25 protein-coding genes and 3 tRNA genes are annotated in these 26,617 nt (G+C 74.4%); 19 read left to right on the top strand and 9 right to left on the bottom strand.

Translation table 11 applies throughout. From position 1 onward, the window contains the following. Positions 1–2: 2 nt before the first annotated feature. Entirely contained in the window at positions 3–809 is an 807-nt protein-coding gene (locus O2W16_RS11020) for an IclR family transcriptional regulator domain-containing protein (protein WP_269158871.1), read from the bottom strand. A gap of 222 nt (positions 810–1,031) precedes the next feature. Here O2W16_RS11020 and O2W16_RS11025 point away from each other — a divergent pair, with 222 nt between their 5' ends. From O2W16_RS11025 to O2W16_RS11075, 11 genes are all read left to right on the top strand, one after another. Beyond that, positions 1,032–1,865 carry an ABC transporter permease gene (locus O2W16_RS11025; protein WP_269158872.1) on the top strand — a complete coding sequence of 278 codons (834 nt, stop codon included), beginning with the start codon at positions 1,032–1,034 and terminating at the stop codon, positions 1,863–1,865. 1 nt (position 1,866) lies between these two features. Next, the gene (locus O2W16_RS11030) at positions 1,867–2,655 is read left to right on the top strand and encodes an ABC transporter permease (protein ID WP_269158873.1); all 789 of its coding nucleotides are present in this window, start codon (positions 1,867–1,869) and stop codon (positions 2,653–2,655) included. Beyond that, on the top strand, positions 2,655–3,515 hold the full coding sequence (locus tag O2W16_RS11035) for an ABC transporter ATP-binding protein (protein ID WP_269158874.1): 861 nt from the start codon (positions 2,655–2,657) through the stop codon (positions 3,513–3,515). The genes O2W16_RS11030 and O2W16_RS11035 overlap by 1 nt, the downstream gene beginning before the upstream one ends. A gap of 46 nt (positions 3,516–3,561) precedes the next feature. Beyond that, positions 3,562–4,530, top strand: a complete 969-nt coding sequence (locus tag O2W16_RS11040) for an ABC transporter substrate-binding protein (RefSeq protein ID WP_269158875.1) — start codon at positions 3,562–3,564, stop codon at positions 4,528–4,530. 2 nt (positions 4,531–4,532) lie between these two features. Then, the gene (gene mdlC / locus O2W16_RS11045; RefSeq protein ID WP_269158876.1) at positions 4,533–6,164 is read left to right on the top strand and encodes a benzoylformate decarboxylase; all 1,632 of its coding nucleotides are present in this window, start codon (positions 4,533–4,535) and stop codon (positions 6,162–6,164) included. Positions 6,165–6,254: 90 nt separating this feature from the next. Beyond that, positions 6,255–7,064, top strand: coding sequence for a fumarylacetoacetate hydrolase family protein (locus O2W16_RS11050; protein ID WP_269158877.1), 810 nt, complete (start codon positions 6,255–6,257; stop codon positions 7,062–7,064). Next, positions 7,061–8,545, top strand: coding sequence for a glutamate--tRNA ligase (gene gltX, locus O2W16_RS11055; protein ID WP_269158878.1), 1,485 nt, complete (start codon positions 7,061–7,063; stop codon positions 8,543–8,545). Before O2W16_RS11050 ends, gltX begins: the two co-directional genes overlap by 4 nt. 245 nt (positions 8,546–8,790) lie before the next feature. Further along, positions 8,791–9,864 carry a CPBP family intramembrane glutamic endopeptidase gene (locus O2W16_RS11060; RefSeq protein ID WP_269158879.1) on the top strand — a complete coding sequence of 358 codons (1,074 nt, stop codon included), beginning with the start codon at positions 8,791–8,793 and terminating at the stop codon, positions 9,862–9,864. Positions 9,865–9,949: 85 nt separating this feature from the next. Continuing rightward, positions 9,950–10,021, top strand: a tRNA-Gln gene (locus tag O2W16_RS11065). Between the two features lie 44 nt (positions 10,022–10,065). Beyond that, positions 10,066–10,138, top strand: a tRNA-Glu gene (locus O2W16_RS11070). A 148-nt stretch (positions 10,139–10,286) separates the two neighbouring features. Beyond that, a tRNA-Glu gene (locus O2W16_RS11075) sits at positions 10,287–10,359 on the top strand. Between the two features lie 77 nt (positions 10,360–10,436). Here the strand turns inward: O2W16_RS11075 and O2W16_RS11080 are convergent. From O2W16_RS11080 to O2W16_RS11090, 3 genes are read right to left on the bottom strand one after another with little or no spacing between them, the layout of a single operon-like run. Continuing rightward, entirely contained in the window at positions 10,437–11,240 is an 804-nt protein-coding gene (locus O2W16_RS11080) for a M23 family metallopeptidase (protein WP_269158880.1), read from the bottom strand. Continuing rightward, a complete protein-coding gene (locus O2W16_RS11085; RefSeq protein WP_269158881.1) occupies positions 11,237–11,752 on the bottom strand; it encodes a helix-turn-helix domain-containing protein in 516 nt (171 codons plus the stop codon). Before O2W16_RS11085 ends, O2W16_RS11080 begins: the two co-directional genes overlap by 4 nt. A gap of 41 nt (positions 11,753–11,793) precedes the next feature. After that, complete coding sequence (locus tag O2W16_RS11090) at positions 11,794–12,456, bottom strand: IclR family transcriptional regulator (protein ID WP_269158882.1); 663 nt, start codon at positions 12,454–12,456, stop codon at positions 11,794–11,796. Positions 12,457–12,544: 88 nt separating this feature from the next. Here O2W16_RS11090 and leuC point away from each other — a divergent pair, with 88 nt between their 5' ends. Together leuC and leuD are read left to right on the top strand one after the other, a co-directional pair. Continuing rightward, the gene (gene leuC, locus O2W16_RS11095; RefSeq protein ID WP_269158883.1) at positions 12,545–13,969 is read left to right on the top strand and encodes a 3-isopropylmalate dehydratase large subunit; all 1,425 of its coding nucleotides are present in this window, start codon (positions 12,545–12,547) and stop codon (positions 13,967–13,969) included. A 5-nt stretch (positions 13,970–13,974) separates the two neighbouring features. Next, positions 13,975–14,580 carry a 3-isopropylmalate dehydratase small subunit gene (leuD, locus tag O2W16_RS11100; RefSeq protein ID WP_269158884.1) on the top strand — a complete coding sequence of 202 codons (606 nt, stop codon included), beginning with the start codon at positions 13,975–13,977 and terminating at the stop codon, positions 14,578–14,580. A gap of 64 nt (positions 14,581–14,644) precedes the next feature. Here the strand turns inward: leuD and O2W16_RS11105 are convergent, their stop codons facing one another. The 3 genes from O2W16_RS11105 to cofC are packed head-to-tail and all read right to left on the bottom strand — an operon-like array spanning position 14,645 to position 18,313. Beyond that, a complete protein-coding gene (locus tag O2W16_RS11105; protein ID WP_269158885.1) occupies positions 14,645–15,586 on the bottom strand; it encodes an NUDIX hydrolase in 942 nt (313 codons plus the stop codon). Between the two features lie 10 nt (positions 15,587–15,596). Then, positions 15,597–17,669: an RNA degradosome polyphosphate kinase gene (locus O2W16_RS11110; RefSeq protein ID WP_269158886.1), complete on the bottom strand. Its 2,073-nt coding sequence runs from the start codon at positions 17,667–17,669 to the stop codon at positions 15,597–15,599. A 14-nt stretch (positions 17,670–17,683) separates the two neighbouring features. Next, positions 17,684–18,313 carry a 2-phospho-L-lactate guanylyltransferase gene (gene cofC, locus O2W16_RS11115; protein ID WP_269158887.1) on the bottom strand — a complete coding sequence of 210 codons (630 nt, stop codon included), beginning with the start codon at positions 18,311–18,313 and terminating at the stop codon, positions 17,684–17,686. Between the two features lie 128 nt (positions 18,314–18,441). Here cofC and O2W16_RS11120 point away from each other — a divergent pair, with 128 nt between their 5' ends. The 6 genes from O2W16_RS11120 to O2W16_RS11145 all read left to right on the top strand — a co-directional run bounded on the left by O2W16_RS11120 (position 18,442) and on the right by O2W16_RS11145 (position 25,608). Beyond that, positions 18,442–19,866 carry a serine hydrolase domain-containing protein gene (locus O2W16_RS11120; protein WP_269158888.1) on the top strand — a complete coding sequence of 475 codons (1,425 nt, stop codon included), beginning with the start codon at positions 18,442–18,444 and terminating at the stop codon, positions 19,864–19,866. Then, a complete protein-coding gene (locus O2W16_RS11125; RefSeq protein WP_269158889.1) occupies positions 19,863–21,407 on the top strand; it encodes an amidohydrolase in 1,545 nt (514 codons plus the stop codon). Before O2W16_RS11120 ends, O2W16_RS11125 begins: the two co-directional genes overlap by 4 nt. Positions 21,408–21,594: 187 nt before the next feature. Beyond that, positions 21,595–22,590, top strand: a complete 996-nt coding sequence (locus O2W16_RS11130) for an NAD(P)H-dependent glycerol-3-phosphate dehydrogenase (protein WP_269158890.1) — start codon at positions 21,595–21,597, stop codon at positions 22,588–22,590. Positions 22,591–22,629: 39 nt separating this feature from the next. After that, a complete protein-coding gene (locus tag O2W16_RS11135; protein WP_269158891.1) occupies positions 22,630–23,790 on the top strand; it encodes a cystathionine gamma-lyase in 1,161 nt (386 codons plus the stop codon). A 10-nt stretch (positions 23,791–23,800) separates the two neighbouring features. Next, complete coding sequence (locus O2W16_RS11140) at positions 23,801–24,964, top strand: D-alanine--D-alanine ligase family protein (RefSeq protein WP_269158892.1); 1,164 nt, start codon at positions 23,801–23,803, stop codon at positions 24,962–24,964. Further along, positions 24,961–25,608 carry a hypothetical protein gene (locus O2W16_RS11145; RefSeq protein WP_269158893.1) on the top strand — a complete coding sequence of 216 codons (648 nt, stop codon included), beginning with the start codon at positions 24,961–24,963 and terminating at the stop codon, positions 25,606–25,608. Before O2W16_RS11140 ends, O2W16_RS11145 begins: the two co-directional genes overlap by 4 nt. Positions 25,609–25,675: 67 nt before the next feature. Here the strand turns inward: O2W16_RS11145 and O2W16_RS11150 are convergent, their stop codons facing one another. Both O2W16_RS11150 and O2W16_RS11155 read right to left on the bottom strand, forming a co-directional pair. After that, a complete protein-coding gene (locus O2W16_RS11150; protein WP_269158894.1) occupies positions 25,676–26,293 on the bottom strand; it encodes a DUF3515 family protein in 618 nt (205 codons plus the stop codon). Between the two features lie 5 nt (positions 26,294–26,298). Continuing rightward, positions 26,299–26,532 carry an Lrp/AsnC ligand binding domain-containing protein gene (locus O2W16_RS11155; RefSeq protein WP_014742398.1) on the bottom strand — a complete coding sequence of 78 codons (234 nt, stop codon included), beginning with the start codon at positions 26,530–26,532 and terminating at the stop codon, positions 26,299–26,301. Positions 26,533–26,617 lie beyond the last annotated feature (85 nt).

A 26,617-nucleotide genomic window follows, 5' to 3' on the forward strand; every position in this document is an offset into this window, starting at 1 on the left:
GGTCAGCCGGGGCCGCGGCGCAGGTCCAGCTCGATCTCCCGGGCGGCGGCCTGGAGCGCGGGCAACAGGTCGTCGCGGACCGCGTCCGGGGTGCTGTGTCGGGCGGAGGCGGAGATGTTCATCGCCGCGAGCACGGCGCCGTCGCCGTCCCGTACCGGCACCGCGATCGAGCGCAGCCCCTCCTCGAGCTCCTGGTCCACCAGTGCCCAGCCCTGGTCCCGGGTCTCGGTCAGGGCCTGGCGGAGCCGGTCGGGGTCGGTGACGGTGAACCGGGTCAGCGCGGTCAGCTGCGCGGTCTGCAGGTAGCGCGCGCGCTCGGCCTCCGGCTGGGTGGCCAGCAGCACCCGGCCCATGGACGTCGCGTGGGCGGGGAACCGGGTGCCGACGTTGATGGCGACGGTCATGATCCGCTTGGTCGGCACCCGGGCGACGTAGACGATCTCGTCGCCGTCCAGCACCGACAGCGAGCACGACTCGTGCACCTCGGCGGCCAGCTGCTCCATGTGCGGGCGGGCCACCTCGGGCAGGGAGAGCCCGGACAGGTAGGCGTAGCCGAGCTCCAGCACCCGCGGACGCAGCTCGAACAGCCGGCCGGCGGAGCGGACGTACCCCAGCTCGACCAGGGTGAGCAGGAACCGTCGGGCAGCCGCCCGGGTGAGCCCGGTCTCCCGGGCGACCTCGCTGAGGGTCAGCTGGGTGTGCTCGGCGTCGAAGGCCCGGATGACGGCGAGTCCGCGCGCCAGTGACTGGACGAAGGCCTCCGGTCGCTCGCTGCCGCCCTCGTCGCCGGCGGGTGCCATCGCGTCCATCGAACTCCTCCTGGGCGGCTGCCTCGGCGCCCGATCACGGTTCCAGCACGAGCGTTGACGTGACTGGCCTCACGACCTACGTTCGTCACCTGAACGCACGTTCGGATGCCGCACACCGTAGCGGGATCCGGGTGGACCGCCACCCGTCGGCGGACAGGTTCGACCACTCGCCCTCACCGTGGAGGACAGGGACCTGATGCACCTGCTCATCCAGGCAGCGCCATGAGCACGACGGAGGTGCGCCCCGCCCACGCGGGTGCCGAGCCGGTCCGCCGGCGCCGTCCCGAGCTCCCGTCCGCGGTCCTCGGCCTGGGCGGGCTGGTCGTGTTCGCCGCGCTGCTCGAGCTGCTGCCCCGCACCGGCATCGTGTCGGCGGACTACTTCCCGCCGTTCAGCGAGATGGTTCGGGCACTGGTGGAGGCGGCCGGCACCGACCGCTTCTGGGCCGCGACCGCGGAGACGGTCCAGGCGTGGGGGATCGGGCTGGGGATCGCGCTCGTGGCCGGCATCGGGCTGGGGCTGCTGATCGGCAGCGTCGAGCTGCTGCGCCGGTTCACCGCCTCGACGATCGAGTTCCTGCGGCCGGTGCCGTCGGTCGCGCTGATCCCGCTGGCGGTGCTGCTGCTGGGCCTGGGCCTGCAGTCGACGCTGCTGCTGGTCGTGTACGCCTCGTTCTGGCAGATCCTGATCCAGGTCGTCTACGGGGTGCAGGACGTCGACCCGGTCGCCCGGGAGACGGCGCGGTCCTACCACCTGGGCCGCTGGGCCCGGGTGCGGTACCTGATCTGGCCGACCGCGCTGCCCTACGTGATGACCGGCGTCCGGCTGGGCGCCGCGGTCGCCCTGATCCTGGCCGTGACCGCCGGCCTGGTCGGCATCGGCACCGGGCTCGGTGCGGAGATCGCGCTGGCACAGTCGTCCAACGCCGTCCCACTGGTGTACGGCCTGGTCATCTTCACCGGCCTGCTCGGCGTGGTGGTCAACCTGGTCGCCCGCGCGCTGGAGCGCCGGACCCTGGCGTGGCACTCGTCGGTGCGCGCGGACGTGGGGGGCTGACGTGAACCCGGTGCTGCGCTGGGGCAGGACGCTGGGCTTCGCGCTCACCCTGCCCGTCATCCTGGTCACGCTGTGGTGGGTGTGGTCGGCGGACAGCACGAACTACTACGCGCCGCCGCTGCAGACCATCCTCACCACGTTCGGTGACGTCTGGTTCTCCGAGCGCCTGCGCGCCGACGTGCTGCCCAGCGTCACCCGGCTGGCGATCGGCTACACCGGGGCGGTCGTGGTCGGGGTCGGGCTGGGAGTGCTGCTGGGGGCCAACCGCACGCTGCGGCGGGTGACCGAGCCGGTGCTGGAGTTCTTCCGGGCCATCCCACCGCCGGCGCTGATCCCGATCCTGTTCCTGTTCGCCGGGATCGGGGACACCGCCAAGGTCATCGTGATCATCTCCGGTGCGGTCTGGCCGGTGCTGCTGAACACCGTCGAGGGCGTGCGCGCGGTCGACGACGTCCTGTCCGACACCTCGCGGTCCTACGGCGTCACCGGCGCGGCCCGGCTGCGCCATTTGGTGCTGCCGGCGGCCAGCCCGCAGATCGTCGCCGGCATGCGCCAGGCACTCTCGATCTCGATCATCCTCATGGTCATCAGCGAGATGTTCGCCTCCACCAACGGGCTGGGGTTCAGCGTCATCCAGTTCCAGCGCAGCTTCGCCATCCCGGAGATGTGGAGCGGCATCCTGCTGCTCGGCCTGCTCGGGTTCGTCCTGTCCCTGCTGTTCCAGCTCTTCGAACGGCGCAGCCTGCGCTGGTACCACGGCCTGCGCCGATCTCAGCGAGGAGAGAACTGATGACCCAGCCGCTGCTCGACGTCGCCGGCGTGCAGAAGACCTACACCGGCTCGGGCCGCACCGTGGAGGCCGTCCGCGACCTGACCTTCTCCGTCGGGGACGGCGAACTGGTCTGCATCGTGGGCCCCTCGGGTGCGGGCAAGACGACGCTGCTCAAGTGCATCGCCGGGCTGCTGGAGCCCACCGCCGGCACGGTCACCCTCGCCGGCGCCCGCGTCGACGGGCCGCCGGAGGCGATGGCGGTGGTCTTCCAGGAGTACGGCCGCAGCCTGTACCCGTGGATGACCGTCGAGGGCAACGTCGAGCTGCCGCTGAAGCAGAAGAAGCTGGACAAGGCCCGCCGACGGGAGCTGGTGCGCGACGCGCTGGAGGCCGTCGGCCTGGCCGACGTGCACAGCGCCTACCCGTGGCAGCTGTCCGGCGGCATGCAGCAGCGCGTGGCGATCGCCCGGGCGGTGGCCTACGAGCCCAAGGTCCTGCTGATGGACGAGCCGTTCGCCGCCGTCGACGCCCAGACCCGGGCCGACCTCGAGGACCTGATCCGCTCGCTGTGGCACAAGCTGGGGGTGACCATCCTCTTCGTCACCCACGACATCGACGAGTCGGTCTACCTGGGGCAGCGGGTGCTCGTGCTGTCCTCCTCACCCACGGTGATCATGGAGGACCTCGCCATCGACCTGCCCGACGAGCGCACCCAGCTGGAGACCCGGTCCTCGCCGCGGTTCGCCGAGCTGCGCGGGCACGTCTACGAGCAGATCCAGCTGGCCAAGCACCGCAAGGGCGACCAACACCAGCGCGACGAGGTGACGCCTGCGCGCACCGCCCACGGCGCCACGGTCGCCGCCCAGCACGACTCCTGAGCCCGGTTCCGTCCCACCATCTCCGTACGTCGGCAAAGGAGCCCCCATGCGCCGCCTGCTCGCCCCGATCACCGCCCTCACGCTGCTGACCACCGCCACCGCCTGCGGCGGTTCCGCCGACGAGCCGACCACCGAGACCGAGGGCGGCTTGGCCCAGGTGACCGTCGGCATCATCCCGATCATCGACGTCGCGCCCATCTACCTCGGGCAGGAGCAGGGCTTCTTCGAGGAGCGGGGCATCGAGCTGGAGCTGGTGCCCGGGTCCGGCGGCGCCGCGGCGGTGCCCGGCGTGGTCGCCGGGGACTTCGACTTCGCGTTCGGCAACGTGACGTCCCTGCTGCTGGCCCAGACCCAGGGGCTGCCGCTGCAGATCGTCTCCAACGGGACCGCCTCCACCGGTGACCCGGCGACCGACTTCTCCGCCGTCGTCGTGCCCGCCGACAGCCCGGTGCAGACCGCCGCCGACCTGGCCGGCAAGACCGTGGCGGTGAACAACTTCAAGAACATCGGTGAGGTCACGATCCGCAAGGCGGTCGAGGACGCCGGCGGTGACTCCTCGACGGTCGAGTTCGTCGAGCTGCCCTTCCCGGACATGCCGGCCGCGATCGCCAACGGCAACGTGGACGCCGCCTGGGTGGTCGAGCCGTTCGTCACCGTCGCCACCGGCCAGGGCGCCCGGGCCGTGGTGCGCAACTTCGCCGAGCCGGTCGAGGACCTCACCGTGGCGACCTACTTCACCACCGAGCAGATGCTCGCCGAGAACCCCGACCTGGTCGACGACTTCCAGGCAGCGATGGCCGAGTCGCTGCAGTACGCCCAGGACAACCCGGAGGAGCTGCGCCGGATCATCACCACCTACACCAGCATCTCCCCGGAGACCGCCGAGCAGATCGCCCTCCCGGCCTTCCCGGAGGAGATCGACGTGGAGTCGATGGAGACGATCGCGGAGCTGATGGCGGAGTACGGGATCACCGAGGAGACCGCCGACGTCGACGCGCTGCTCGCGACCGACTGACCGTGCCCGACCCCACGACCCCTCCTGCGGCGCGCACCGTCCGGGACGTCACCTTCGACGTGCTGCGCCGGCTGGGCCTGACCACGATGTTCGCCAACCCGGGCTCGACCGAGGTGCCCTTCCTCGCCGGGCTGCCCGACGACATCGAGTTCGTGCTCGCGCTGCACGAGGGGTCGGTGGTCGGCATCGCCACCGGCTGGGCCATCGCCCACGACCGGCCGGCCCTGGTCAACCTGCACACCACGGCGGGGCTGGGCAACGCCGTCGGCGCGCTGGCCACCGCCCGGGTCAACCGGGCGCCGCTGGTGGTCGTGGTCGGTCAGCAGGACCGGCGGCACCTGGCGCTGGAGCCCTTCCTCGCCGGCCGGCTCGCCGGCCTGGCCGGTGACTACCCGGTCTGGGTCGACCAGCCGGTGCGCGCCCAGGACGTGCCCGGGTCGATCGCTCGGGCCCACCACGAGGCGGTCACCGGGCGGGGCCCGGCGATCGTGGTCGTCCCGATGGACGACTGGGCGCAGGAGATGTCCGACCCCGGCCCGCTGGCCGCGGCGGCCGTGGTGCGGCGCCCGGTCGGGGTCGACGAGGCGACGGTCGACGAGGTCGCCGAGCTGCTCGACGGTGCCAGGTCGCCGGTGCTCGTGGTCGGCGCCGGTGCGGACACCGTCGTCACCCGGGCTGCGCTGGTGCAGCTGGCCGAACGGCTCGCGGCGCCGGTGCGCCAGGAGGCGTTCGGCGCCCGGGCGGGCTTCCCGCAGGACCACCCGCAGTACCAGGGGCTGCTGCCCGCCGGCCGGGAGCGGCTGCGCCGGGTGCTGGCCGGCCACGACCTCGTGCTCGTGGTCGGTGCCCCGGCCTTCCGGCAGTACCCCTACGAGCCCGGGCCCTTCGTGGACCCCGATGCCCGGATCGTGCAGGTCAGCCAGGACCCGGCCGAGGTGCACCGGAGCCCGGCCGACCTGGCCGTGCTGACCGACCCCGGCGTCTTCTGCGCCGCCCTGGCCGAGCGGGTGACCGACCGCGGCCTGCCGCCCGGCCCGCCGCGGACGCCGCGCACCGTGCCGCCGCCGGCGCCGGGGGAGCCGCTGCGGGCGCCGCACGTCTACGCCCAGCTCGCCCGGCGCCTCGACCCGGACACGGTGGTGGTGGAGGAGTCGCCGTCCACCCGCCAGGTGCTGGAGGAGATGGTCCCGTCCCGGCAGCCGCTGGGCTACCTGGGCGTGGCGATGGGCGGCCTGGGGTTCGGCATGCCGGCCGCCATCGGTGTCCGGATGGCCCGCCCGGACCGGCCGGTGGTCGCCGTCCTCGGCGACGGCTCGTCGATGTACGCCGTCCAGTCGCTGTGGACGGCGGCCCGCTACGGGGTCGGTGTCCTCTTCCTCGTCCTCGCCAACGGCGGCTACGCGATCATGGACAAGCTGGTCGAGCGGCAGGGGGCCGGCACGGCGCCGTGGCCGAGCTTCCCGGAGGTCCGGCTCTCCGCCCTGGCCACCGCGCTGGGCTGCCCGGCCCGGCGGATCAGCAGCCACGAGGAGCTGCTGGAGGTGCTGGACGACGTGCTGCCCCGGTTGCGGGAGCTCGATGCCCCGCTGCTGCTGGACGTCGACGTGGCACCGGAGGCCGAGTTCACCCCCTGAGCGGCAGGACCGTGCCGGCCGGCCAGCCCGCCCGGGGCGGGATGCGGTGGCGACCGGGGGCCCGGCGGTGGGCCCGGCTAACCTCGGGTGGTGCGCATCGTCCGCTTCGCCCACCCAGCCGGCATGTCCTTCGGGGTCCTCGACGGGGACGGCCAGGTCGCCCAGATCGAAGGCCACCCGTTCGGTCAGATCTCCTTCACCGGTCAGCGGTACGCCGCGGCCGACGTCCGGCTGCTCTCACCGATCCTCCCCAGCAAGGTGGTCGGCATCGGCAAGAACTACGCCGACCACGTGCAGGAGATGGCGACCGGGGACGCGCCGAAGGAGCCGCTGGTCTTCCTCAAGCCGTCCACCACGGTGATCGGCCCGGGTGACGCGATCCGCATCCCGGCCGGCAGCACGAACGTGCACCACGAGGTCGAGCTCGCCGTCGTCATCGGGGCGCGCGGTGCCCGCCAGGTCAGCCCGGAGCAGGCGCTGTCCAGCGTCTTCGGCTACACGATCGGCAACGACGTGACCGAGCGGGACATGCAGCGCAACGACGGGCAGTGGACGCGGGCGAAGGGCTTCGACTCCTTCTGCCCGCTCGGCCCGTGGATCGAGACCGACCTGGCCGGTCTCGGCAAGGACCCGGCGGACCTGGAGATCACCTGCAGCGTGGACGGCGAGCTGCGCCAGTCCGGCCGGACCAGCCAGCTGCTCTTCGGCGTGCCGACGCTGATCTCGCACATCTCCCAGGTGATGACCCTGCTGCCCGGTGACGTGGTGCTGACCGGCACCCCGGCCGGCGTCGGCCCGATCGCGCCGGGGCAGCGCGTCGAGTGCACGATCGAGGGCCTGGGCACGCTGACCAGCACGGTCGCCGGCGCCGACCCGACCTCCACGGCCGGCGTCCGATGACCGCCCCGGCCGGTCCGGTCCGCACCCGGTTCTGCCCGTCCCCGACCGGCACGGTCCACGTGGGCGTGATGCGGGCGGCGCTCTACAACTGGGCCTACGCCCGCCACACCGGTGGCCAGTTCGTCGTCCGGATCGAGGACACCGACCCGGCCCGCAACACCCTGGAGTCCGAGCGGCACCTGCTGGACTGCCTGCGGTGGCTCGGGCTGAACTGGGACGAGGGCCCGGAGGTGGGCGGTCCGCACGGCCCCTACCGGCAGTCCGAGCGGTCGGAGCTCTATCAGGACGTGGCAGCGAAGCTCCTCGCCTCCGGGCACGCGTACGAGTCGTTCTCCACCAACGAGGAGGTCGACGCCCGTCGCCGGGCTGCCGGTCAGGACCCCAAGCTCGGCTACGACAACGCCGACCGGTTCCTGACCGACGAGCAGAAGTCCGCGTTCCGGGCCGAGGGCCGCGAGCCGGTGCTCCGGCTCCGGATGCCGGACGAGGACCTCTCCTGGACCGACCACGTGCGCGGAGAGGTCCGGTTCGCCGCCGGCGCCGTCCCCGACTTCGTGCTCGTCCGCGGCAACGGCACCCCGCTGTACACGCTGGTGAACCCGGTCGACGACGCCCTGATGGGCATCACCGACGTGCTGCGGGGAGAGGACCTGCTCCCCTCGACCCCGCGGCAGATCGCGCTGTACCGGGCGCTCACCGACATCGGTGTCGCCACGGGCACCCCGCGCTTCGGGCACCTGCCCCTGGTGATGGGGGAGGGCAACAAGAAGCTGTCCAAGCGTGACCCGCAGTCGAACTTCGACGTCTACCGGGACCGCGGCTTCCTGCCCGCCGGGCTGGTCAACTACCTGGCCCTGCTCGGCTGGTCGATCGCCGAGGACCGGGACATCTTCTCGCCGGCAGAGCTGGCCGCAGCCTTCGACGTGGACAGCGTCAGCGCCAACCCCGCCCGCTTCGACCTGAAGAAGGCCGAGGCGATCAACGCCACCCACCTGCGGGCGCTGCCGGTCGAGGAGTTCCTCGCCGCGGTGACGCCGTACCTGGCGAGCGCCGGGCTGGTCGGCGACCCGCCCACCGCCGAGCAGGCCGCCACGCTCGCGGCGATCGCCCCGCTGGCCCAGGAGCGGATGATCGTGCTCTCCGACGCTGTCGGGCTGCTCGGCTTCCTGTTCACCGAGGACGTCGAGATCGACCCCGCGGCGGCGGAGAAGCAGCTGGGCGCCGGCGCCGGTGAGGTGCTGGACGCCGCGACCGCGGCGCTGCAGGCCCTCCCGGAGTGGACGACCGCCGCGATCGAGACGGCGCTCAAGGAGGCCCTCGTCGAGGGGCTCGGACGCAAGCCGCGGCAGGCGTTCGGTCCCGTGCGGGTGGCCGTCAGCGGCCGCACGGTCTCCCCGCCGCTGTACGAGTCGATGGAGCTGCTGGGCCGGGAGCGCACCCTCGCCCGGCTGGCTGCGGGCCGCGGGATCGCGACCGGATGACCGGATGGGGCGACGGCGCCTGGGCCCGGGCGGAGCCGCCGTACACCGGCCCGCCGCCGACCGGCCGGTACGGCGCCCCGCCCCGGGTGCCCCTCGGCCCTCCGCCGGGCGGTCCCGGCTGGGCGCCGCCGTACCCGCCTGCGGCGTCCGGCCCGTACCCGCCTGCGGCGTCCGGCCCGTACCCGCCTGCGGCGCAGCACCCCCATCCGCCTCCCGCGCAGCCGCCGTCGGGACCGCCTCGACCGGTGGCCCCGCCCGGGGCACCCCCGCACGACACCCCCCAGCCCTACTTCCTGCTGATGCGGACGCGGGACTGGGCGTGGTGGCGTCCGGTGCTGGGCCTGCTGTTGTTCACCGTGCTCTACGGGGTGGCCGCCGTGGTGCTGGTGCTGGTCGTCGTGCTGACCGGGGTGGTGCCGGACCTCGCCATGCAGGACCTCACCGACATCAGGGTGCTGCTGGTCACCAACGCCTCGCTGATCGTGGCCATCCCGATCGTGTGGGTGTGCTGGCTGGTGCCGCACGGGCTGCGGATCGGCTGGTCGTCCTCGGTGCTGGGCCGGCTGCGTTGGCGGATGCTGCTGCCCTGGACCTGGCGTGCCCTGGCGACCCTCGGGCTCGCGGTCGCCGTCGGCCTGCTGCTCACCATCGCGGCCACCGACCTGTCGATCACCGGGCCGACCTCGTCCTTCGGTTGGCTGCTCCTCGTCGTCCTGCTGACGACGCCGCTGCAGTGCGCGGCCGAGGAGTACTTCTTCCGCGGGTACCTGAGTCAGGCGATCGCCGGCTGGGTGGGCCGTCCGCAGGCCGGTGCGGTGGTCGCGGGGGTGCTGACGGCCGCGCTGTTCTCTGCCGCGCACGCGCCGCCGGACGTCGAGTCGTTCCTCTACCGGTTCGTCATCGGCCTGGTGTTGTCGGCAGCGGTCTGGCTGACCGGGGGGCTGGAGGCCGCCATCGCGCTGCACTCGGTCAACAACGTGGTGATCTTCATCATGGCCGGAGCGCTGGGGGAGGAGCTCGCCTCGGCCGACCCCGGCGGCGCGCTGAGCCTGGCGACGACCGTCCTCGGGATGACGGGCATGGTGGCCTTCGTCGTCTGGGTGGCCGTCGCCAGCCGGCGGCTGCGCCCGGAGCTGCTCAGCCCCGCGCTGCAGCTGACGGCGTCGGCCGGACCAGCTCAGCCGCGGTGGGGCGGGCCGCCGGCTCTGCCGCCGTGGGGTGGCTCGTCAGGTCCGCCGCCGTGGGGTGGCGGCGGAGCGCCGACGCCGTGGGCGGCGGGTCCGCCGGCGGGCGGCTGGGGTCGGCCGCCGGGGGGCTGACCCGCCGACGGAGGGGGTGCCTGCGCCTGCTCCGTCGGGATCGGGTATTGTTTCTTCCCGGCGCCGCAAGGTGCTGAACGGCCATTGGGGTATGGGGTAATTGGCAGCCCGACGGTTTCTGGTTCCGTTAGTCTAGGTTCGAGTCCTGGTACCCCAGCGAGGAGCACAGCTCCTCAGCACGACCGCACCACAGCACCACCTGGCCCCGTCGTCTAGCGGCCCAGGACGCCGCCCTCTCACGGCGGTAGCGAGGGTTCGAATCCCTTCGGGGCTACACCTGGCAGAGCCCCCGACCCACCCGGGTCGGGGGCTCTCGTCGTCTCTGCGCACTCCCCGGGCCGGGGCCTGGGCCCGGCGGCGCCACCGGGAGGGGTCTCGCGAGGGCGGTCGGACCGTCTGGCAGAATCGGCGCCGCAGCACCTGGCCCCGTCGTCTAGCGGCCCAGGACGCCGCCCTCTCACGGCGGTAGCGAGGGTTCGAATCCCTTCGGGGCTACACCTGGCGGAGCCCCCGACCCACCCGGGTCGGGGGCTCTCGTCATCCCAGGGTGAGGCACCGCCCTGAGGCTGGCCTCAGGTGGACAGCAGCTCGCCGTCGGCCGGCACGCCGTCGCGCCCGTCGGCGGCTCCGGCCCGGAAGGCCATCGGCAGGCCGACGGCCCCGGCCAGCCCCGCGGAGTCGCAGAGCTGGACGTGCAGGTGCGGTTCGCTGCTGTTCCCCGAGTTGCCGCACTCGGCGAGCTGCTGCCCGGCGGTCACCCGGTCGCCGGGGCGCACCCGGGCCGAGCCCCGTCGCAGGTGGACCAGGGCCGCGTGTGCACCGTCGTCGGCGCGGACGACGACGTGGTTGCCGGCCAGCCAACGGGTGCCGCCGACCTGTCGGACGAAGCCCTCGACGACCAGCAGGTACAGGATCGACAGCCAGCCGCTGCGGGCCCGGTGGTCGCGTCGCCGCTGGTGCACGCGGACCACCACGCCCTCGACCGGGCTCAGCACCGGCTGCCCGAAGGCCGCGTACTCGCCGGGCCGGCGCCACTGCCCGCCGGACCCGAACTCCGGGCGGCCGCCGCCGGGCGGGTCCAGCACCAGGTCGACGGCGTAGGTCTGGCCGAGGCCGTTGACCCCGTGCGAGGGGACCTTCGTGGCAGGGGAGTTCAGTGCTCGCCAGGGGCCGCACACCGGCGGCTCGACGACCCGCACCGGGGCCGCGGGCGGCGTCACCCGGTCGAGCAGGCCGGACCCGACCAGGACGACGACGCCGGCCAGCGCACTCCAGGGCAGGAGACCGGCGACGTCGGCCAGGATCAGCAGCACGCCCAGGGCGGGCAGCGGCGGGCGGGAGCGGGCCACCAGCCGGCGGGCGGTCGCGCCGGTCACGGGGCCACCGCCGCCAGGACGACGAGCAGCGGGACGACCCGCTCCGCCGGCACGCCGTAGCTGCCCCGGCCGGCCGTGCGCAGCCAGCCGGTGGCGGTCAGCTGGCGCAGGTGGTGGTGCAGCTGGCCGGTGGTGCCCAGCCCGTCGAGTGCGGCCAGCGCGGCGGTGGTGGTGTGCCCGCCCAGCACCTCCCGGAGCAGCCGGAGCCGGACAGGGTGGGCGAGCGCCGACAGGGCGGCGGCGAGGGTCTCGTCGTCGGGCCCCGCGGTGCGCAGCTCCTCGGCGTCGTGCGTCCGCTGCCAGGCGTACTCCTCGCCGCCGGGCAGGCGGACCTGGCCGCCGTAGGCGATCGCACCGCCCGGCAGCTCGGCCGCCTCGGCGGCCAGTGCCTGCAGCAACCAGAACCGCTCCGGTGTCGGGGGACCGGGTGGGCGGTCGGTCGGCGGGTGGCCCAGCCGTTCCTCGATCGCCGCGAGCCGTTCCTCGATCCGGGTCAGCCGTGCGTCGTCCACCCGTCCGATGATACGTAACTACGTACCAACGAACAATCGAGTCAGCGGGCGGCGCGGGAGATCGCCACGGCGGCGTCCAGGACGGCGGCGACCACCTCGGTGCTGGGGCGGCGGCCCAGCCGCTCGACCGGCCCGGAGATCGAGACGGCCCCCAGGACGCCGCCGGTGCTGTCGCGCACCGGGGCGGACAGCGAGGCAACCCCGGCCTCCCGCTCGGCGACGCTGTGCGCCCAGCCGCGGCGGCGGACGTCGAGCAGGGTGCGGGCGGTGAAGCTGGCCGCCGGCAGCAGGGCGGTGACCTCCTCGGCGGGGGAGAAGGCCAGGAGCACGTGCGCCGCGGACCCGGCGGTCAGGGGGAGGCGTGCGCCCAGGGGCACGGTGTCGCGGAGCCCGCTGGCGCGCTCGGCGACGGCGATGCACACCCGGCTGCCGCCGTCCCGGACGTAGAACTGGGCGCTCTCACCCGTGCTGTCGCGCAGCACCGCCAGGTGTCGACCAGCGAGGTCGCCGAGGTCGACACCGCCCCGCCCGAGCTCGGCCAGCGCCGGGCCGGGGGCCCAGGTCCCGGTGTCGGTCCGCCGCAGCAGCCGGTGTGCTTCCAGCGCCGTGGCGAGCCGGTGCGCGGTCGCCCGCGGCAGCTCGGTGCGGGCCACCAGCTCCGCGAGGCTGGCCGGCTCGGCCGAGACCGCGCGGAGGATGGCCACGGCTTTGTCCAGGACCGCGACGGGGTTAGGCTGTCCCACGCAGCAATACTCGCATCCCAACATGTGAGATGGCAACGAGGAGGACCCCGTGGGCAGGACCCTGGCGCAGAAGGTGTACGAGCAGCACGTCGTCCGGCGGACGGCGGGAGAGCCCGATCTGCTCTACATCGACCTCCACCTCGTGCACGAGGTGACCAGCCCGCAGGCCTTCGACGGGCTGCGGGCCGCCGGGCGCACCGTGCGCCGGCCGGACCTCACCATGGCCACCGAGGACCACAACGTCCCGACGCTGGACATCCTGTCGCCGATCGCCGACCCGATCAGCCGGGCCCAGGTGGACGCGCTGCGGCGCAACGCCGCCGAGTTCGGCATCCGGCTGGCCCCGATGGGCGACCGCGACCAGGGCATCGTGCACGTCATCGGCCCGCAGCTGGGCCTCACCCAGCCGGGCATGACCATTGTCTGCGGCGACAGCCACACCTCCACCCACGGCGCCTTCGGCGCGCTGGCCTTCGGCATCGGCACCAGCGAGGTCGAGCACGTGCTGGCCACCCAGACGCTGCCGCAGCTGCCGGCCAAGCAGATGGCGGTCACCGTCGACGGCGAGCTGCCCCCGGGCGTCTCGGCCAAGGACGTCATCCTCGCCGTCATCGCCCAGATCGGCACCGGCGGCGGCCAGGGGCACGTCATCGAGTACCGGGGCAGCGCGATCCGGGGGCTGTCGATGGAGGCCCGGATGACGATCTGCAACATGTCGATCGAGGCGGGCGCCCGCGCGGGGCTGATCGCCCCCGACCAGACGACGTTCGACTTCCTGCGGGGCCGCCCGCACGCCCCGCAGGGCGCTGACTGGGACGCCGCCGTCGCGCACTGGTCGACGCTCACCACCGACGACGACGCCGTCTTCGACCACGAGGTGCACATCGACGCGGCCTCACTCACCCCCTACGTCACCTGGGGCACGAACCCGGGCCAGGGGCTGCCGATCGACGCCGCGGTGCCCGACCCGGCCACGATCGCCGACGAGAACGAGCGGCTGGCCGCCGAGTCGGCGCTGGCGTACATGGGCCTGACCGCTGGCACCCCGCTGCGCGAGATCGACGTCGACACCGTCTTCCTGGGGTCGTGCACCAACGGCCGGATCGAGGACCTCCGGGTCGCCGCCGCCCTGCTGAAGGGCAAGCACGTCGACGCCAGCACCCGGATGCTGGTCGTCCCCGGTTCGGTGCAGGTGAAGCTGCAGGCCGAGGCCGAGGGGCTGGACCAGGTGTTCCTCGACGCCGGCGCCGAGTGGCGGGGCGCGGGTTGCTCGATGTGCCTGGGCATGAACCCCGACCAGCTGAAGCCGGGTGAGCGCTCGGCCTCCACCAGCAACCGCAACTTCCAGGGCCGGCAGGGCAAGGGCGGGCGCACCCACCTGGTCTCCCCGGCCGTCGCCGCGGCGACCGCGCTCACCGGCCGGCTCACCGCGCCCGCCGACCTGCCCGACGCCTCGATCCCCGCGGGAGTCTGACCGACATGGACGCCTTCACCACGCACACCGGCACCGCCGCCCCGCTGCGGCGCAGCAACGTCGACACCGACCAGATCATCCCGGCCGAGTACCTCAAGCGGATCACCCGCACGGGGTTCGAGGACGGCCTGTTCGTCGCCTGGCGCACCAACGAGCCGGACTTCGTGCTCAACCAGCCGCAGTACGCCGGCGCCTCGATCCTGGTGGCCGGGCCGGACTTCGGCACCGGTTCCTCCCGGGAGCACGCGGTCTGGGCCCTGCTGGACGGCGGCTTCCGGGTGGTGATCAGCTCCCGGTTCGCCGACATCTTCAAGAACAACTCGACCAAGTCCGGGCTGCTCACCGTGCTGATGACCGAGCCGGACGTCGAGGCGCTGTGGGCCGCGATCGAGGCGGACCCGGCCACCCCGGTGACCGTGGACCTGCGGGCTGAGCAGGTCACCTACGGCTCGGTCACGGTGCCGTTCGAGACCGACGACTACACCCGCTGGCGGCTGCTCGAGGGGCTCGACGACGTCGGCCTCACCGAGCGGCACCTCGACGACATCACCACGTTCGAGGCGCAGCGCCCGTCCTGGCTGCCCCGCTCGCTGCCGGCGCTCCCCGCCTGACGAAGGACCCCCTCTCCCCCCACCCCTCGCAGGCTCGGGGCGGGCCCCTGAGAGGGGGCCTGGGTCAGCTCCGGCCGGCGGCGCTCGGCGTCAGCGTGCCGGCCGGGGCCGCGGGGTCGGCGCTGAAGTCGCGGTAGTAGTCGGCGACGAGGGCACCGGGCCGGCCGCCGAGCGCCCACACGCTGCCCTTGGCCGACGGCGGCCACAGCGCCCCAGCGGTGCCGTGCCACCGCACCCCGAGGGCGAGCAGCACCGCGGGGATGGCGCCGCCCTGGCTGCAGATGACCACCGGGCCGTCCGCGTCGGCGTCGGCCAGCAGTCGGGTCACCAGCTCGACGCCGGCCTGCGGGTCGGCGTCGAACCCCTCCTCGCCCAGCTCGGGCACCGTCCCGACGGTCATCCCGAGCTCGCGGGCCAGCGGGGCGAGGGTCTGCCCGCAGCGCACCGGCGGGGCGGCCAGCAGCCGGGTCGGCCCGAAGACCGGCAGGACGGCGGCCAGCGTCGCGGCCTGCGCGCGGCCCCGCCGGTCCAGCGGGCGCTGGTCGTCCGGGCCCTCCCAGTCCGACCGGTCGCCGGCCGAGGCGTGCCGCACCAGCAGCACCCGGGGCGACCGGGGCGCGTCGGTGCGGGCGAGGTCCTCGAGCACCGCCCGGTCGTGGCTGTGGCTGACCAGCTCGACGGCCTCGGCCACCGGCAGCCAGCGCAGCTCGTCGACCTCGTCGTTGGGGGCGAACGCCCCGCCGACGGCCTCCATGACCCAGTAGTCGACCCGCTTGGGGCCCAGCCGGTGCGCATACCGGGTCTGCACGCTGCGCCGGCCGACGGCCACCTGCAGGCCGGTCTCCTCGCCGACCTCCCGGACGGCGGCGACCAGCGGGTGCTCACCGGCGTCCAGCTTGCCCTTGGGCAGCGACCAGTCGTCGTACTTGGGCCGGTGCACCACCGCGGTCTCGACCGCGCCGCCGTCCCCGGTGCGCCAGACCACGCCGCCGGCGGCGGGGATCAACCGGTCGTCCTCAGCCAGCGTTCTCACCCCGTAGCGCCAGCAGCTCCTTCTGGTTGTCGCGCTCACCGGTGCGGGTCCAGGTCGCGTCGCCGGCCAGCTGCCAGCTGCGCACGTCCGGGGCCATCGCCTCGTCGAACATGCGCTTCAGCTGGCGGGCGGCCGCCGGGTCGTTGACCCGGAGCAGCACCTCGACCCGCCGGTCCAGGTTGCGGTGCATCAGGTCGGAGCTGCCCAGCCACCACTCCGGTGAACCGTCGTTGGCGAAGTTGACCACCCGGGAGTGCTCCAGGAACCGGCCGACGATCGAGCGGACCCGGATGTTCTCGCTCAGCCCGGGCACGCCGGGGCGCAGGGCGCAGATGCCGCGGATGACCAGCTCCACCGGCACTCCGGCCAGCGACGCCTCGTACAGCGCGTCGATGATCTGCTCGTCGACCAGCGAGTTCACCTTGATCCGGATGCCCGAGGGCTTGCCCTCCGCAGCGTGCCGGGCCTCGCGGCGGATCTTCTCCACCAGGCCGGTGCGGATCCCGTGCGGGGCGACCATCAGCGAGCGGTAGGTGGTCTGCCGGGAGTAGCCGGTGAGGGTGTTGAACAGGTCGGTGAGGTCCGCGCCCACCCGGGGGTCGGCGGTGAGGATGCCGAGGTCCTCGTAGATCCGGGCGGTCTTCGGGTTGTAGTTGCCGGTGCCGATGTGGCAGTACCGGCGGATGACGCCGTGCTCCATCCGGACGACCAGCGCGGTCTTGCAGTGGGTCTTCAGGCCGACCAGCCCGTAGACGACGTGGCAGCCGGCGCGCTCCAGCGAGCGGGCCCAGCTGATGTTGGCCTCCTCGTCGAACCTGGCCTTGATCTCGACCAGGACGACGACCTGCTTTCCCGCCTGCGCCGCCTCGATGAGCGCCGAGACGATCGGGGAGTCACCCGACGTGCGGTACAGCGTCTGCTTGATCGCCAGCACGTGCGGGTCGGCGGCGGCCTGCTCGATGAAGCGCTGCACGCTGGTGGCGAAGGAGTCGTAGGGGTGGTGCACCAGCACGTCCCCCTCCCGCAGCGTGGCGAACACGCTCTTGGGGGTCTCGCCCTCGCTGAGCCGGGGGTGCGTGGCCGGGACGAACGGCTCGTCCTTGAGCTCGGGCCGGTCCAGGTCGTAGAGCGCCATCAGCGACCCGAGGTCGAGCAGCCCGGGCACCGAGACGACGTCGGCCGGGCTGATCTCCAGCTCGTGCACCAGGACGTCGAGGATCTGCGGGTCCATCGTCTCGGTGACCTCCAGCCGCACGGCCGGACCGAACCGGCGCCGGGCCAGCTCCCGCTCGAGGGCCTGCAGCAGGTCCTCGTCGCGGTCCTCCTCGACCTCCAGGTCGGCGTTGCGGGTGACCCGGAACAGGTGGTGGTCGATGACGTCCAGGCCGGGGAACAGCGCGGTGAGGTGGGCCGCGATCAGGTCCTCCAGCGGGAGGAACACCGCCTCGGCGTCCGTGCTGTGCGTGCTCGCCCCGATCGGGATGAAGCGCGGCACGTTGTTGGGCACCTTGATCCGGGCGAAGCGGGGGGCGCCGGTGTCCGGGTCGCGCACCGAGACGGCGAGGTTCAGCGAGAGCCCGCTGATGTAGGGGAAGGGGTGCGCGGGGTCGACCGCCAGGGGCGTGAGCACGGGGAAGACCTGGTCCCGGAAGTACTCCCGCAGCCGCATCGCGTCGGCCTCGGCCAGGTCCGACCAGTGGATGATCCGGATGCCCTGCTCGGCCAGCCGCGGGGCGACGTCCTTGTCGAAGACGCTGGCGTGCCGGTGCACCAGGTCCTGGGTGCGCTCGGTGACCCGGGCCAGCTGCTCCCGGATGGTCAGGCCGTCGGGGGAGCGGACGGTCAGCCCGGTGCTCTGCCGCCGCTTCATCCCCGCGATGCGGACCATGTAGAACTCGTCGAGGTTGCTCGCGAAGATCGACAGGAACTTGACCCGCTCGAGCAACGGCAGCGCGTCGTCCTCGGCCAGCTCGAGGACCCGGGAGTTGAAGTCCAGCCACGAGAGCTCGCGATTGAGGAAGCGGTCGGCGGGCAGCGGTGGAGAGGCAGCGGGCACGGGTCGATCCTGCCTCACCTGGCGGTGGAGGAGAGGAACCCCGTCGTCCGGGGCCCGACCCCGAGCTGCCGGGCGGCCGCCAGGTCGGCGGGGGTGTCGACGTCCTGACGGAGCCCGGGCCAGGCCCCGGTCAGGGAGACCGCTCCGCTCCCGGTGTGGGCGGCGGCGGACCCGGGCCCGAAGCGCGGGTCGAGCTCCCCGGCGGACACGGCCAGCAGCGTCGTCCCGGTGCCCGCGGTGTCGGAGACGAAGCTGCGTGGCCGGCCGGCCGCCTCGGCCAGCGCGCCGGACAGCTCGTCGGTCCGCAGGGCGGGCAGGTCGGAGTGCAGCGCGGCCAGCGGGCCGGCGCCGGCGGCCCGGGCGACGCGGGCACCGTGCTCCACCGCGGCGTTGAGGCCGCGGCCGGGCCGGTCCTCGACCGCGCGGGCGCCCAGGCCGGTGACCACGGCCGTGGCCTGCCGGTCGTCGGTGACCACGAGCACCAGGCCGACGGCGGGGCTGGCCAGCGCCGCGGCCACGGTGTCGCCCAGCAGGGCCAGCACCAGCTCCTCGTGCACGGCCGGGGTGCCGGTGGTCAGCGGTGCCAGCCGGGTCTTCGCCGCGGCGAGCCGCTTGGCCGGGACGACGACCGACCACCGCTGCACCGGTCAAGCTCAACACACCGGGTCCGGGTGAGGTGCACGGCCGGTGGCGGGGGGCCGCTGCACCGGTCACCGGGGAAGGTGATCTGCTCCCCCCACCACAGTCCTCCGGCCCCGAGGAGCCCGCGTCGATGAGCACCACCCCCGACCGCACCGCCGAGGTCGCCGCCGCCGCGGCGGGCCACCTGGAGTCGTGGCTGGAGCACCAGCGCCGTCGGCTGCGGGTGCCGGGCGTGCAGGCCGCCGTCCGGGTCGGTGGCGAGCTGGTGCTGGACAGCGCGCTGGGGGTCGCCGACTCCGACAGCGGGGCGCCGCTGACCCCCGGCCACCTGTTCCGGATCGCCTCGCACTCCAAGACCTTCACCGCCACCGCGGTGCTGCAGCTGGTCGAGGCCGGGCGGATGCGGCTGGACGACCCGATCGGGCAGTGGGTGCCGGCGCTCGAGGGGTCGGCGCTCGCCGTGGTCACCGTGCGGGAACTGCTCGGTCACCAGGGCGGGGTCATCCGGGACGGCCGGGACAACGACCACTGGCAGCTGGGCCGGCCCTTCCCGGACGCGGAGCTGCTGCTGCGCATCGCGGTCGAGGAGGGCGCGGTCCTCGGGCGCAACGAGCACTTCAAGTACTCCAACATCGGCTACTCGCTGCTCGGGTCGGCGATCGAGGCGGTCACCGGCACCTCCTACGCCGAGCACGTGCAGCGTGCGGTGATCGACCCCCTGGGCCTGGCCGACACCGGCCCGGAGTGGGACCCGGCCCGGGCCGGCGAGCACGCCACCGGGCACACCGGCCTGCTGGACGGGGACGACACCCGGCTGACCATCCCGGCCGTGGACACCCGGGCGATGGCCGCCGCGACCGGCTTCTGGTCGACCGCTCGCGACCTCACCGTCTTCGGCACGGCCCTGACCACCGGCGACACCCGGCTGCTGCGGGAGGACACCAAGCGGCTCATGCGCCGGCCGGAGTCCGAGATCCGCGCGCACGGCGCCCCGCCGCGGCACTACGGGCTGGGCCTGGACCTGCGGACGGTCGGGGAACGCCGGCTGGTGGGGCACAGCGGCGGCTTCCCGGGGCACATCACCCGCACCTGGATCGACCCGGAGGCCCAGGTCGTCGTGACCGTGCTGACCAACGCCGTGGACGGGCCGGCCGACGTGCTGGCCCGTGGCCTGTTCGGCCTCCTCGACCTGGCGCTGGCCGCGCCTGCCGGGGAGCCGCAGCGCCCGGCGGCGGAGCTGGCCCGCTACGCCGGCCGCTTCGTGAACCTCTGGGGGGCCACGGACGTCGCGCTGCTGGGCGGCCGGCTGGTGCTGCTGCACCCCGGCGCCCCCGAGCCGGCGGAGGACCACCTCGAGCTCACGGTGGAGGGCCCGGACACGCTGCGCCAGGAGGCGGTCGCCGGGTTCGGTGCGGCCGGGGAGACGGTGGAGTACACCTGGGCCGACGACGGCACCGCCGCCGCGGTGCGGTTCGGTGGCATCTCGGCCTGGCCGGCCGAGGTCTTCCGGGCCCAGCGGGCCGCCCAGGTCCGCGCCGGCGGGGCCGGCCGATGACCGCCCTGCTGTTGCGGTCGGCGTGGCTGGACGGCCGGACCCGCGACGTCCTGGTCGCCGAGGGGCGGGTGCGGGCGATCGCCGACGACCTGTCCTCCGGTGCCCCGGGGCTCGACCGGCTCCCCGTCCCGCTGGAGGTGGTGGACCTGGCCGGCGCCGTGCTGCTGCCCGGCCTGCAGGACGCGCACACCCACCTGGAGCAGTGGGCCGCGACCCAGCGGCGGGTCGACGTCTCCGGGGCGCAGTCGGCGAAGGAGGCCGCCGCCCTGATGGCCGCCGCGCTGCAGGCCGCGCCGCCCGCACCGGCAGCGGTGGTGCTGGGCCACGGCTTCCGGGACGCGCTGTGGGCCGAGCCGGCCACCGCCGCCGTCCTGGACGACGCCCTGGCCGGGGTGGCGCCGCCGGACACCAGCGTCGTCCTGGTCAGCGGCGACCTGCACACCACCTGGGCGAACACCGCCGCCACGCGGCGCTTCGGCCTGAGCGACCCGACCGGGGTGGTGCTGGAGCAGGAGGCGATGGACGTCGTGGCCCGGGCCGCCCGCGTCGACCCGGCCGTCCTGGACGGCTGGGTGCTGGACGCCATGGTCGTGGCGGCGGCGCGTGGCCTCACCTCCGTCGTCGACCTCGAGTACGGGGACCTGGTCAGCTCCTGGGCCCGGCGGGCCGGGCTGCGGGAGGGCGGTCCTGCGCTGCGCGTGCGGGCCGGGGTCTGGATCGACCGGCTGGAGGAGGCGATCGCCGCCGGGCTGCGCAGCGGCGACCCGCTGCCCGGGGTGAGCGACCCGGTCGCCGCCGACCGGGTGCGGATGGGCCCGCTGAAGGTGTTCGTCGACGGCTCGCTCGGCACCCGCACCGCCTTCTGCCACGACCCCTACCCGGGGGCGGCGGGGGAGGACGCGCACGGGGTGCTGCGCACCCCGCCGGCCGAGCTGGAGCGGCTGCTGCGCCGGGGGGCCGCGGCCGGGCTGGACCTCGCCGTGCACGCCATCGGCGACCGGGCCGCCGCGGTCGCCCTGGACGGGTTCGCCGCCGCCGGCTGCACCGGCCGGATCGAGCACGCCCAGCAGGTGCACGACGCGGACCTGCCGCGCTTCGCCCAGCTCGGTGTGGTCGCCAGCGTCCAGCCCCGGCACGCCCTCGACGACCGGGATGCCGCCGACCAGCACTGGGCCGAGGGGACGGCGCGGGCCTTCCCCTACCGGTCATTGGTCGACGCCGGGGCAGAGATCGTGCTGGGGTCCGACGCGCCGGTGGCCCCGCTGGACCCCTGGGACGGCATCGCCAGCGCCGTCCACCGGTCCCTGGACGACCGCCCGGCCTGGCACCCCGAGCAGCACCTGGACCTGGACACCGCACTGGCCGCGGCCAGTGGTGGACGCCGCGTCGTCCGGGTCGGGGACGTGGCCGACCTGGTGGTCGTGGCGGAGCCGCCCGCGACCGTCCTCGCCCGGGACGGTGCCGACGGACTCCGGGCGACGCAGGTGCTGGCCACCCTGGTCGGCGGCCGGTTCACCCACCGCGCACCCGGGCTCGGCTGACGGGCGCGCGGGAGGTCGCCGCCCGACACCCGGGGGCGCGTGCCGGCCGATCCGGGCCGGGGGGCACGATCATGGGCTGGGTCGTCGGTGCAGCGCCGGCGGGCCACGAGACGGAAGGGGGCCCGGTGTCCGAGCACCTGTCACCGCGCGCGGCCACCGTGCCCGCCCCACGTACCGGGGCCGCCGCATGACCCGCGCCGCCGTGCTGGGCGCCGGCTCGTGGGGCACCACCTTCGCCAAGGTGCTCGCCGACGCCGGGTGCTCGGTGACCCTGCACGCCCGCCGTCCCGAGCTGGTCGCGACGATCACCGCGACCCGCGAGAACGCCGACTACCTGCCGGGCGTGCGGCTGCCCGACGCGGTGCGGGCCACCGGCGACGCGGCCGAGGCGCTCGACGGTGCCGACGTCGTCGTGCTGGCCGTCCCCAGCCAGACGCTGCGGGCCAACCTCACCGGCTGGGCGCCGCTGCTGCCCGCCGGCTCCTCGCTGCTGTCGCTGATGAAGGGCGTGGAGCTCGGCACGACCAAGCGGATGAGCGAGGTGATCTGCGAGGTCACCGGCGCCGGCGCCGACCGGGTGGCGGCGCTGTCCGGGCCCAACCTGGCCCGGGAGATCGCCGAGGAGCAGCCCTCGGCCACGGTCATCGCCTGCGTGGACGCCGACCGGGCCGCAGCGCTGCAGGCGGCCTGCCACACCCGCTACTTCCGGCCGTACACCAACCCGGACCTGGTCGGCTGCGAGCTGGGCGGTGCGGTCAAGAACGTGATCGCGCTGGCCTGCGGGGTCGCCGCCGGCCTCGGCTTCGGTGACAACACGCGGGCCTCGTTGATCACCCGCGGTCTGGCCGAGACCGCCCGGCTGGGCATCGCGCTCGGTGCCGACGTCACCACCTTCGCGGGGCTGGCCGGGCTGGGCGACCTGGTGGCCACCTGCTCCTCGCCGCTGTCGCGCAACCGCACCTTCGGTGAGCACCTCGGCCAGGGGATGTCGGTCGCCGAGGCCGAGCAGATCACCAAGCAGACCGCCGAGGGCGTGAAGAGCTGCCGCTCGGTGCTGGACCTGGCCCGCGCCCACGGGGTCGACGTGCCGATCACCGAGGCGGTGGTCCGGGTCTGCCACGAGGGCGAGTCCGCCGCCCAGATGGTGCGCGAGATGATGTCCCGAGAGGCCAAGCCGGAGTAGCTCCCCGGGGCGCCGTCGCACACCCGTGGAGGACCGTCCGTGACCACTCCTGACCTGCCCGCCGACCTCGGCGACGGCACCCGGCTGGTCCACGCCGGTGACGACCCGGCGGTGCCGGGCGCCCCCCTGCGTCCGTCGCCGGTCTTCGCCGCGCCGTACCACCTCGGGGACGAGGCCCCCGGCTGGCAGGGCGCCGACGGCTACGCCCGCCCGGACAACCCGACGCTGCGGGTGTTCGAACGTGCGGTCGGCGAGCTGGACGGCGGCGACTGCCTGTCCTTCGCCACGGGCATGGCGGCGATCAGCTCCGCCGTCCTGGCACTGGTCGGCCCCGGCGACCGGGTCGTGCTGCCGGCGGACGGCTACTACGCGACCCGGGTGCTCGCCCGCGACGAGCTGGCCCGCTTCGGCGTGCAGGTGCAGCTCGTGCCCACCCTGGAGATCGAGGACGTCGCCGCCCGCGGGGACCTCGACGGGGCGCGGCTGGTGCTGCTGGAGACCCCCAGCAACCCGCAGCTGGACGTCTGCGACATCGCCGCCGTCGCCCGGGCCACCCAGGCCTCCGGCGCGGTGCTGGTGGTGGACAACACCACGGCGAGCCCGATCGGGCAGCGCCCCCTGTCGCTGGGTGCCGACGTCACCGTGGGCTCGGACACCAAGGCCCTCACCGGGCACAGCGACGTCCTGCTCGGGCACGTCAGCACGGCCCGCACCGAGCGCGGCCGGGAGCTGCACACCCGGATCGCCGCCTGGCGCAAGACCACCGGCAACACCCCCGGGGTGTTCGAGGCGTGGCTGGCGCACCGGTCGATGGGCACCCTGGACCTGCGGCTGGCCCGGCAGGCCGCCAACGCGGCCGCGCTGTCGGAGCTGCTGGCCGGGCACCCGGCGGTCAGCGGCGTCCGGTGGCCCTGGCGGCCGCAGGACCCGTCGTACGCGCTGGCGACCCGGCAGATGCTGCGCCCCAACGGCGTGGTCTCCGCCGAGCTCGCCGACGAGGCCGCCGTGGCCCGCCTGGTGCGCGGCAGCCGGCTGATCGCGGCCGCGACCAGCTTCGGTGGCATCCACACCACCGTGGACCGGCGGGCACAGTGGGGCGGGGACGCCGTCCCGGCCGGGTTCGTGCGGTTCTCCTGCGGCATCGAGGACACCGCCGACCTGGTGGCCGACCTGACTTCCGCGCTCGGGACCCTCGGCTAGGGTCGGCGCGATGACCGGGAAGGCGCGCAAGACCAGGGTCGCTGTCGTCTTCGGCGGGCGGAGCGCGGAACACGCGATCTCCTGCGTGTCGGCCGGGAGCGTGCTGGCCGCGCTGGACCCGGCGCGGTACGAGGTGGTGCCCGTCGGCATCACCCGGGACGGCCGCTGGCTGCTGCACGACGGCAAGGCCCTGGCCATCGACGACGGGCAGCTGCCCGAGGTCGTCGACGGCACCGCGGTGTCGCTCGTGGGCGACCCGGCCGGCCGGGGGCTGGCGGTGCTGGACGCCGGGCAGGCGATCGGCCGGCTCACCGAGGTCGACGTCGTCTTCCCCGTGTTGCACGGCGCCTACGGCGAGGACGGCACCATCCAGGGCCTGCTGGAGATGTCCGGGCTGCCCTACGTCGGCTCCGGGGTCTTCGCCAGCGCTGCGTCGATGGACAAGGAGTTCACCAAGAAGCTGCTCACCGCCGCCGGCATCCCGCAGGGTGACCACGTGGTGCTGCGCGACGCCTCCGGTGCGCTTTGCGCCGACCCGGCGCTGCTGGACGAGGCGGCCCGGGCCCGGCTCGGGCTGCCGGTCTTCGTCAAGCCCTCCCGCGCCGGCTCCAGCATCGGCATCACCAAGGTCACCGACTGGGCGCAGTTCCCGGCCGCCGTCGCGACGGCGGCCGCGGTCGACCCGAAGGTGGTGGTCGAGGCCGCGGTGCCCGGCCGGGAGATCGAGTGCGGGGTGCTCGCCGCGCCCGGCGCGGGGCTGCCCGACGTCAGCCTGCCGGCGGAGATCCGGCTGCGGCCGGGCACCGACTGGTACGACTTCGACGCCAAGTACCTCGAGGACGCCGTCGAGTTCGACGTGCCCGCCGACCTCACCCCCGAGCAGGTCCGGGCGGTGCAGGAGACGTCCCGCCGGGCCTACCTGGCCCTGGACTGTGCCGGCCTGGCCCGGGTCGACTTCTTCCTGACCACCGACCCGGCGACCGGTGCCGACCGGTGGGTCGTCAACGAGGTCAACACGATGCCCGGCTTCACCCCGATCTCGATGTTCCCGCGGATGTGGGCCGCCTCCGGGGTCAGCTACCCGGAGCTGGTCGACCGGCTGGTGGCCAGCGCCCTGGCCGGCCGGGTCCCGGACGGCAGCCTGCGGGACGGCGCCGTGCTGGGCGCCGGATGACCTCCCGGCTGCGGCGGGGCGCCGCGGCCGCAGTGCTGCTCGTCTCCCCGGTGTGCACCGGCTGCGCGTCCTCCGACGCCGAGCCGGTACCGGAGGCGGCGGCGTCGGTGGCGACCCCGACCAGCGCGGCCGAGCTGGAGGCGCTGCTGGTCGAGGAGGTGCCCTCCGGGCTGCCACGGGTGTCCGACGACGAGCTGGACCCGCCGGCGGGGGAGAAGACGATCGACGACGTCGCCCGGTACGGGGAGGACGCGCAGCGCCAGCAGGAGGTGCTCGCCGACTACGGGTACACCCGCGGCTGGGAACGCTTCTGGCGGTCGGGCGAGGAGCTGACCAGCGTCTTCATCGACCAGTTCGCCGACCCGGCCGGCGCGGTCACCTACGCCGACGACCTCGCCCGCAACGACGCCGAGCACTACGGCGGCGACCTGGACCGCTCGCCCGGGGGGCTGCCGGACGACTGTGTGCTGCTCGCCCAGGACGACCCGGCGCCCGAGACCAAGATGTCCGGCCCGGCGGTCTTCGCGTGGTGCTCGGCCGGGGTCTTCACCGTCGCGGTCGCAGCCGTCGCCGATACCCCCGAGGCGGCGCGCCGCGAGCTGGAGGCGGTCACCACCGCTCAGCTCGACCGGCTCCCCGAGTGATCGAGCTGGCCCCCGTGCAGGGTCCCGCCGCGAGCTTGCGAGTGGCGGGGGGCACGGGGGTCCTTCCTCAGTCGGGCAGCGGGGCCGGGGTCGGGGCGGTGTAGGGGATCGCGCCGGCGATGAGCGGGCTCAACGCGGTGGGTGCGGCGCTGTCGGAGCTGGCCGGCACCCGCACCTGCACCGGGACGTTGCGGTCGACCGTCGTCCACACGTAGACGTCGGGGTCGGTGGTGTCGACGAACCACTCCACGCCGGAGACCAGCAGCGTCTGCGGGCCGCCGACGACGTAGCCGGCCGGCGGCTCGGCGCCGCAGATCAGCACGGTCGCCGGGTCGCCCCAGGCGTAGGCGAAGGGGCTGTCGGAGTCGACCCGGCGCGAGGTCTCCTCGGCCAGCTCGAGCGGCAGCTGGCTCATCAGCGCCGGGCAGGCGAGATCGGCCTCCGGGGTGATGTCCGGGGTGTCGACGGGCAGCGCCGGCAGCTCGGCGCGGGGCGCCGAGCTGGTGCCGGAGATCTCCGCGACCGCGTCCGGCTCCTCCTCGGCCTCGGTGCTGCGGCCGACCACGTTGACCAGCACGAGCAGCACGACGACCAGCGGCACCAGGACGGCGGTGGCGATCAGCGCCGCCCGCCGCAACGGGTCCGCGGGCGGCGGGGTGGCCTGGTCGGGCGCGGGGGTGCTCAAGCGGCTCAGAGGTTGACGACGGGGCAGGTCAGCGTGCGGGTGATCCCGTCGACGGACTGCACCCGGGCCACCACCAGCCGGCCGAGCTCGTCGACCGTGTTCGCCTCGGCGCGCACGATGACGTCGTAGGGGCCGGTGACGTCCTCGGCCTTGGTCACGCCGGCGATCTCGCTGATGCTCGCGGCGACCGCGGCTGCCTTGCCGACTTCGGTCTGGATCAAGATGTAGGCGTGGACCACGGGTTGACCTTCCTCGGGCAGTGCCTCGACGCCGGCTGCCACGTCGGCAGCGGCGGGGGGTGCGACCGGCCTGCCGAGCAGCGGG

Origin of the sequence: Modestobacter sp. VKM Ac-2984, assembly GCF_026967985.1 — a bacterium.
Classification (GTDB): domain Bacteria; phylum Actinomycetota; class Actinomycetes; order Mycobacteriales; family Geodermatophilaceae; genus Modestobacter.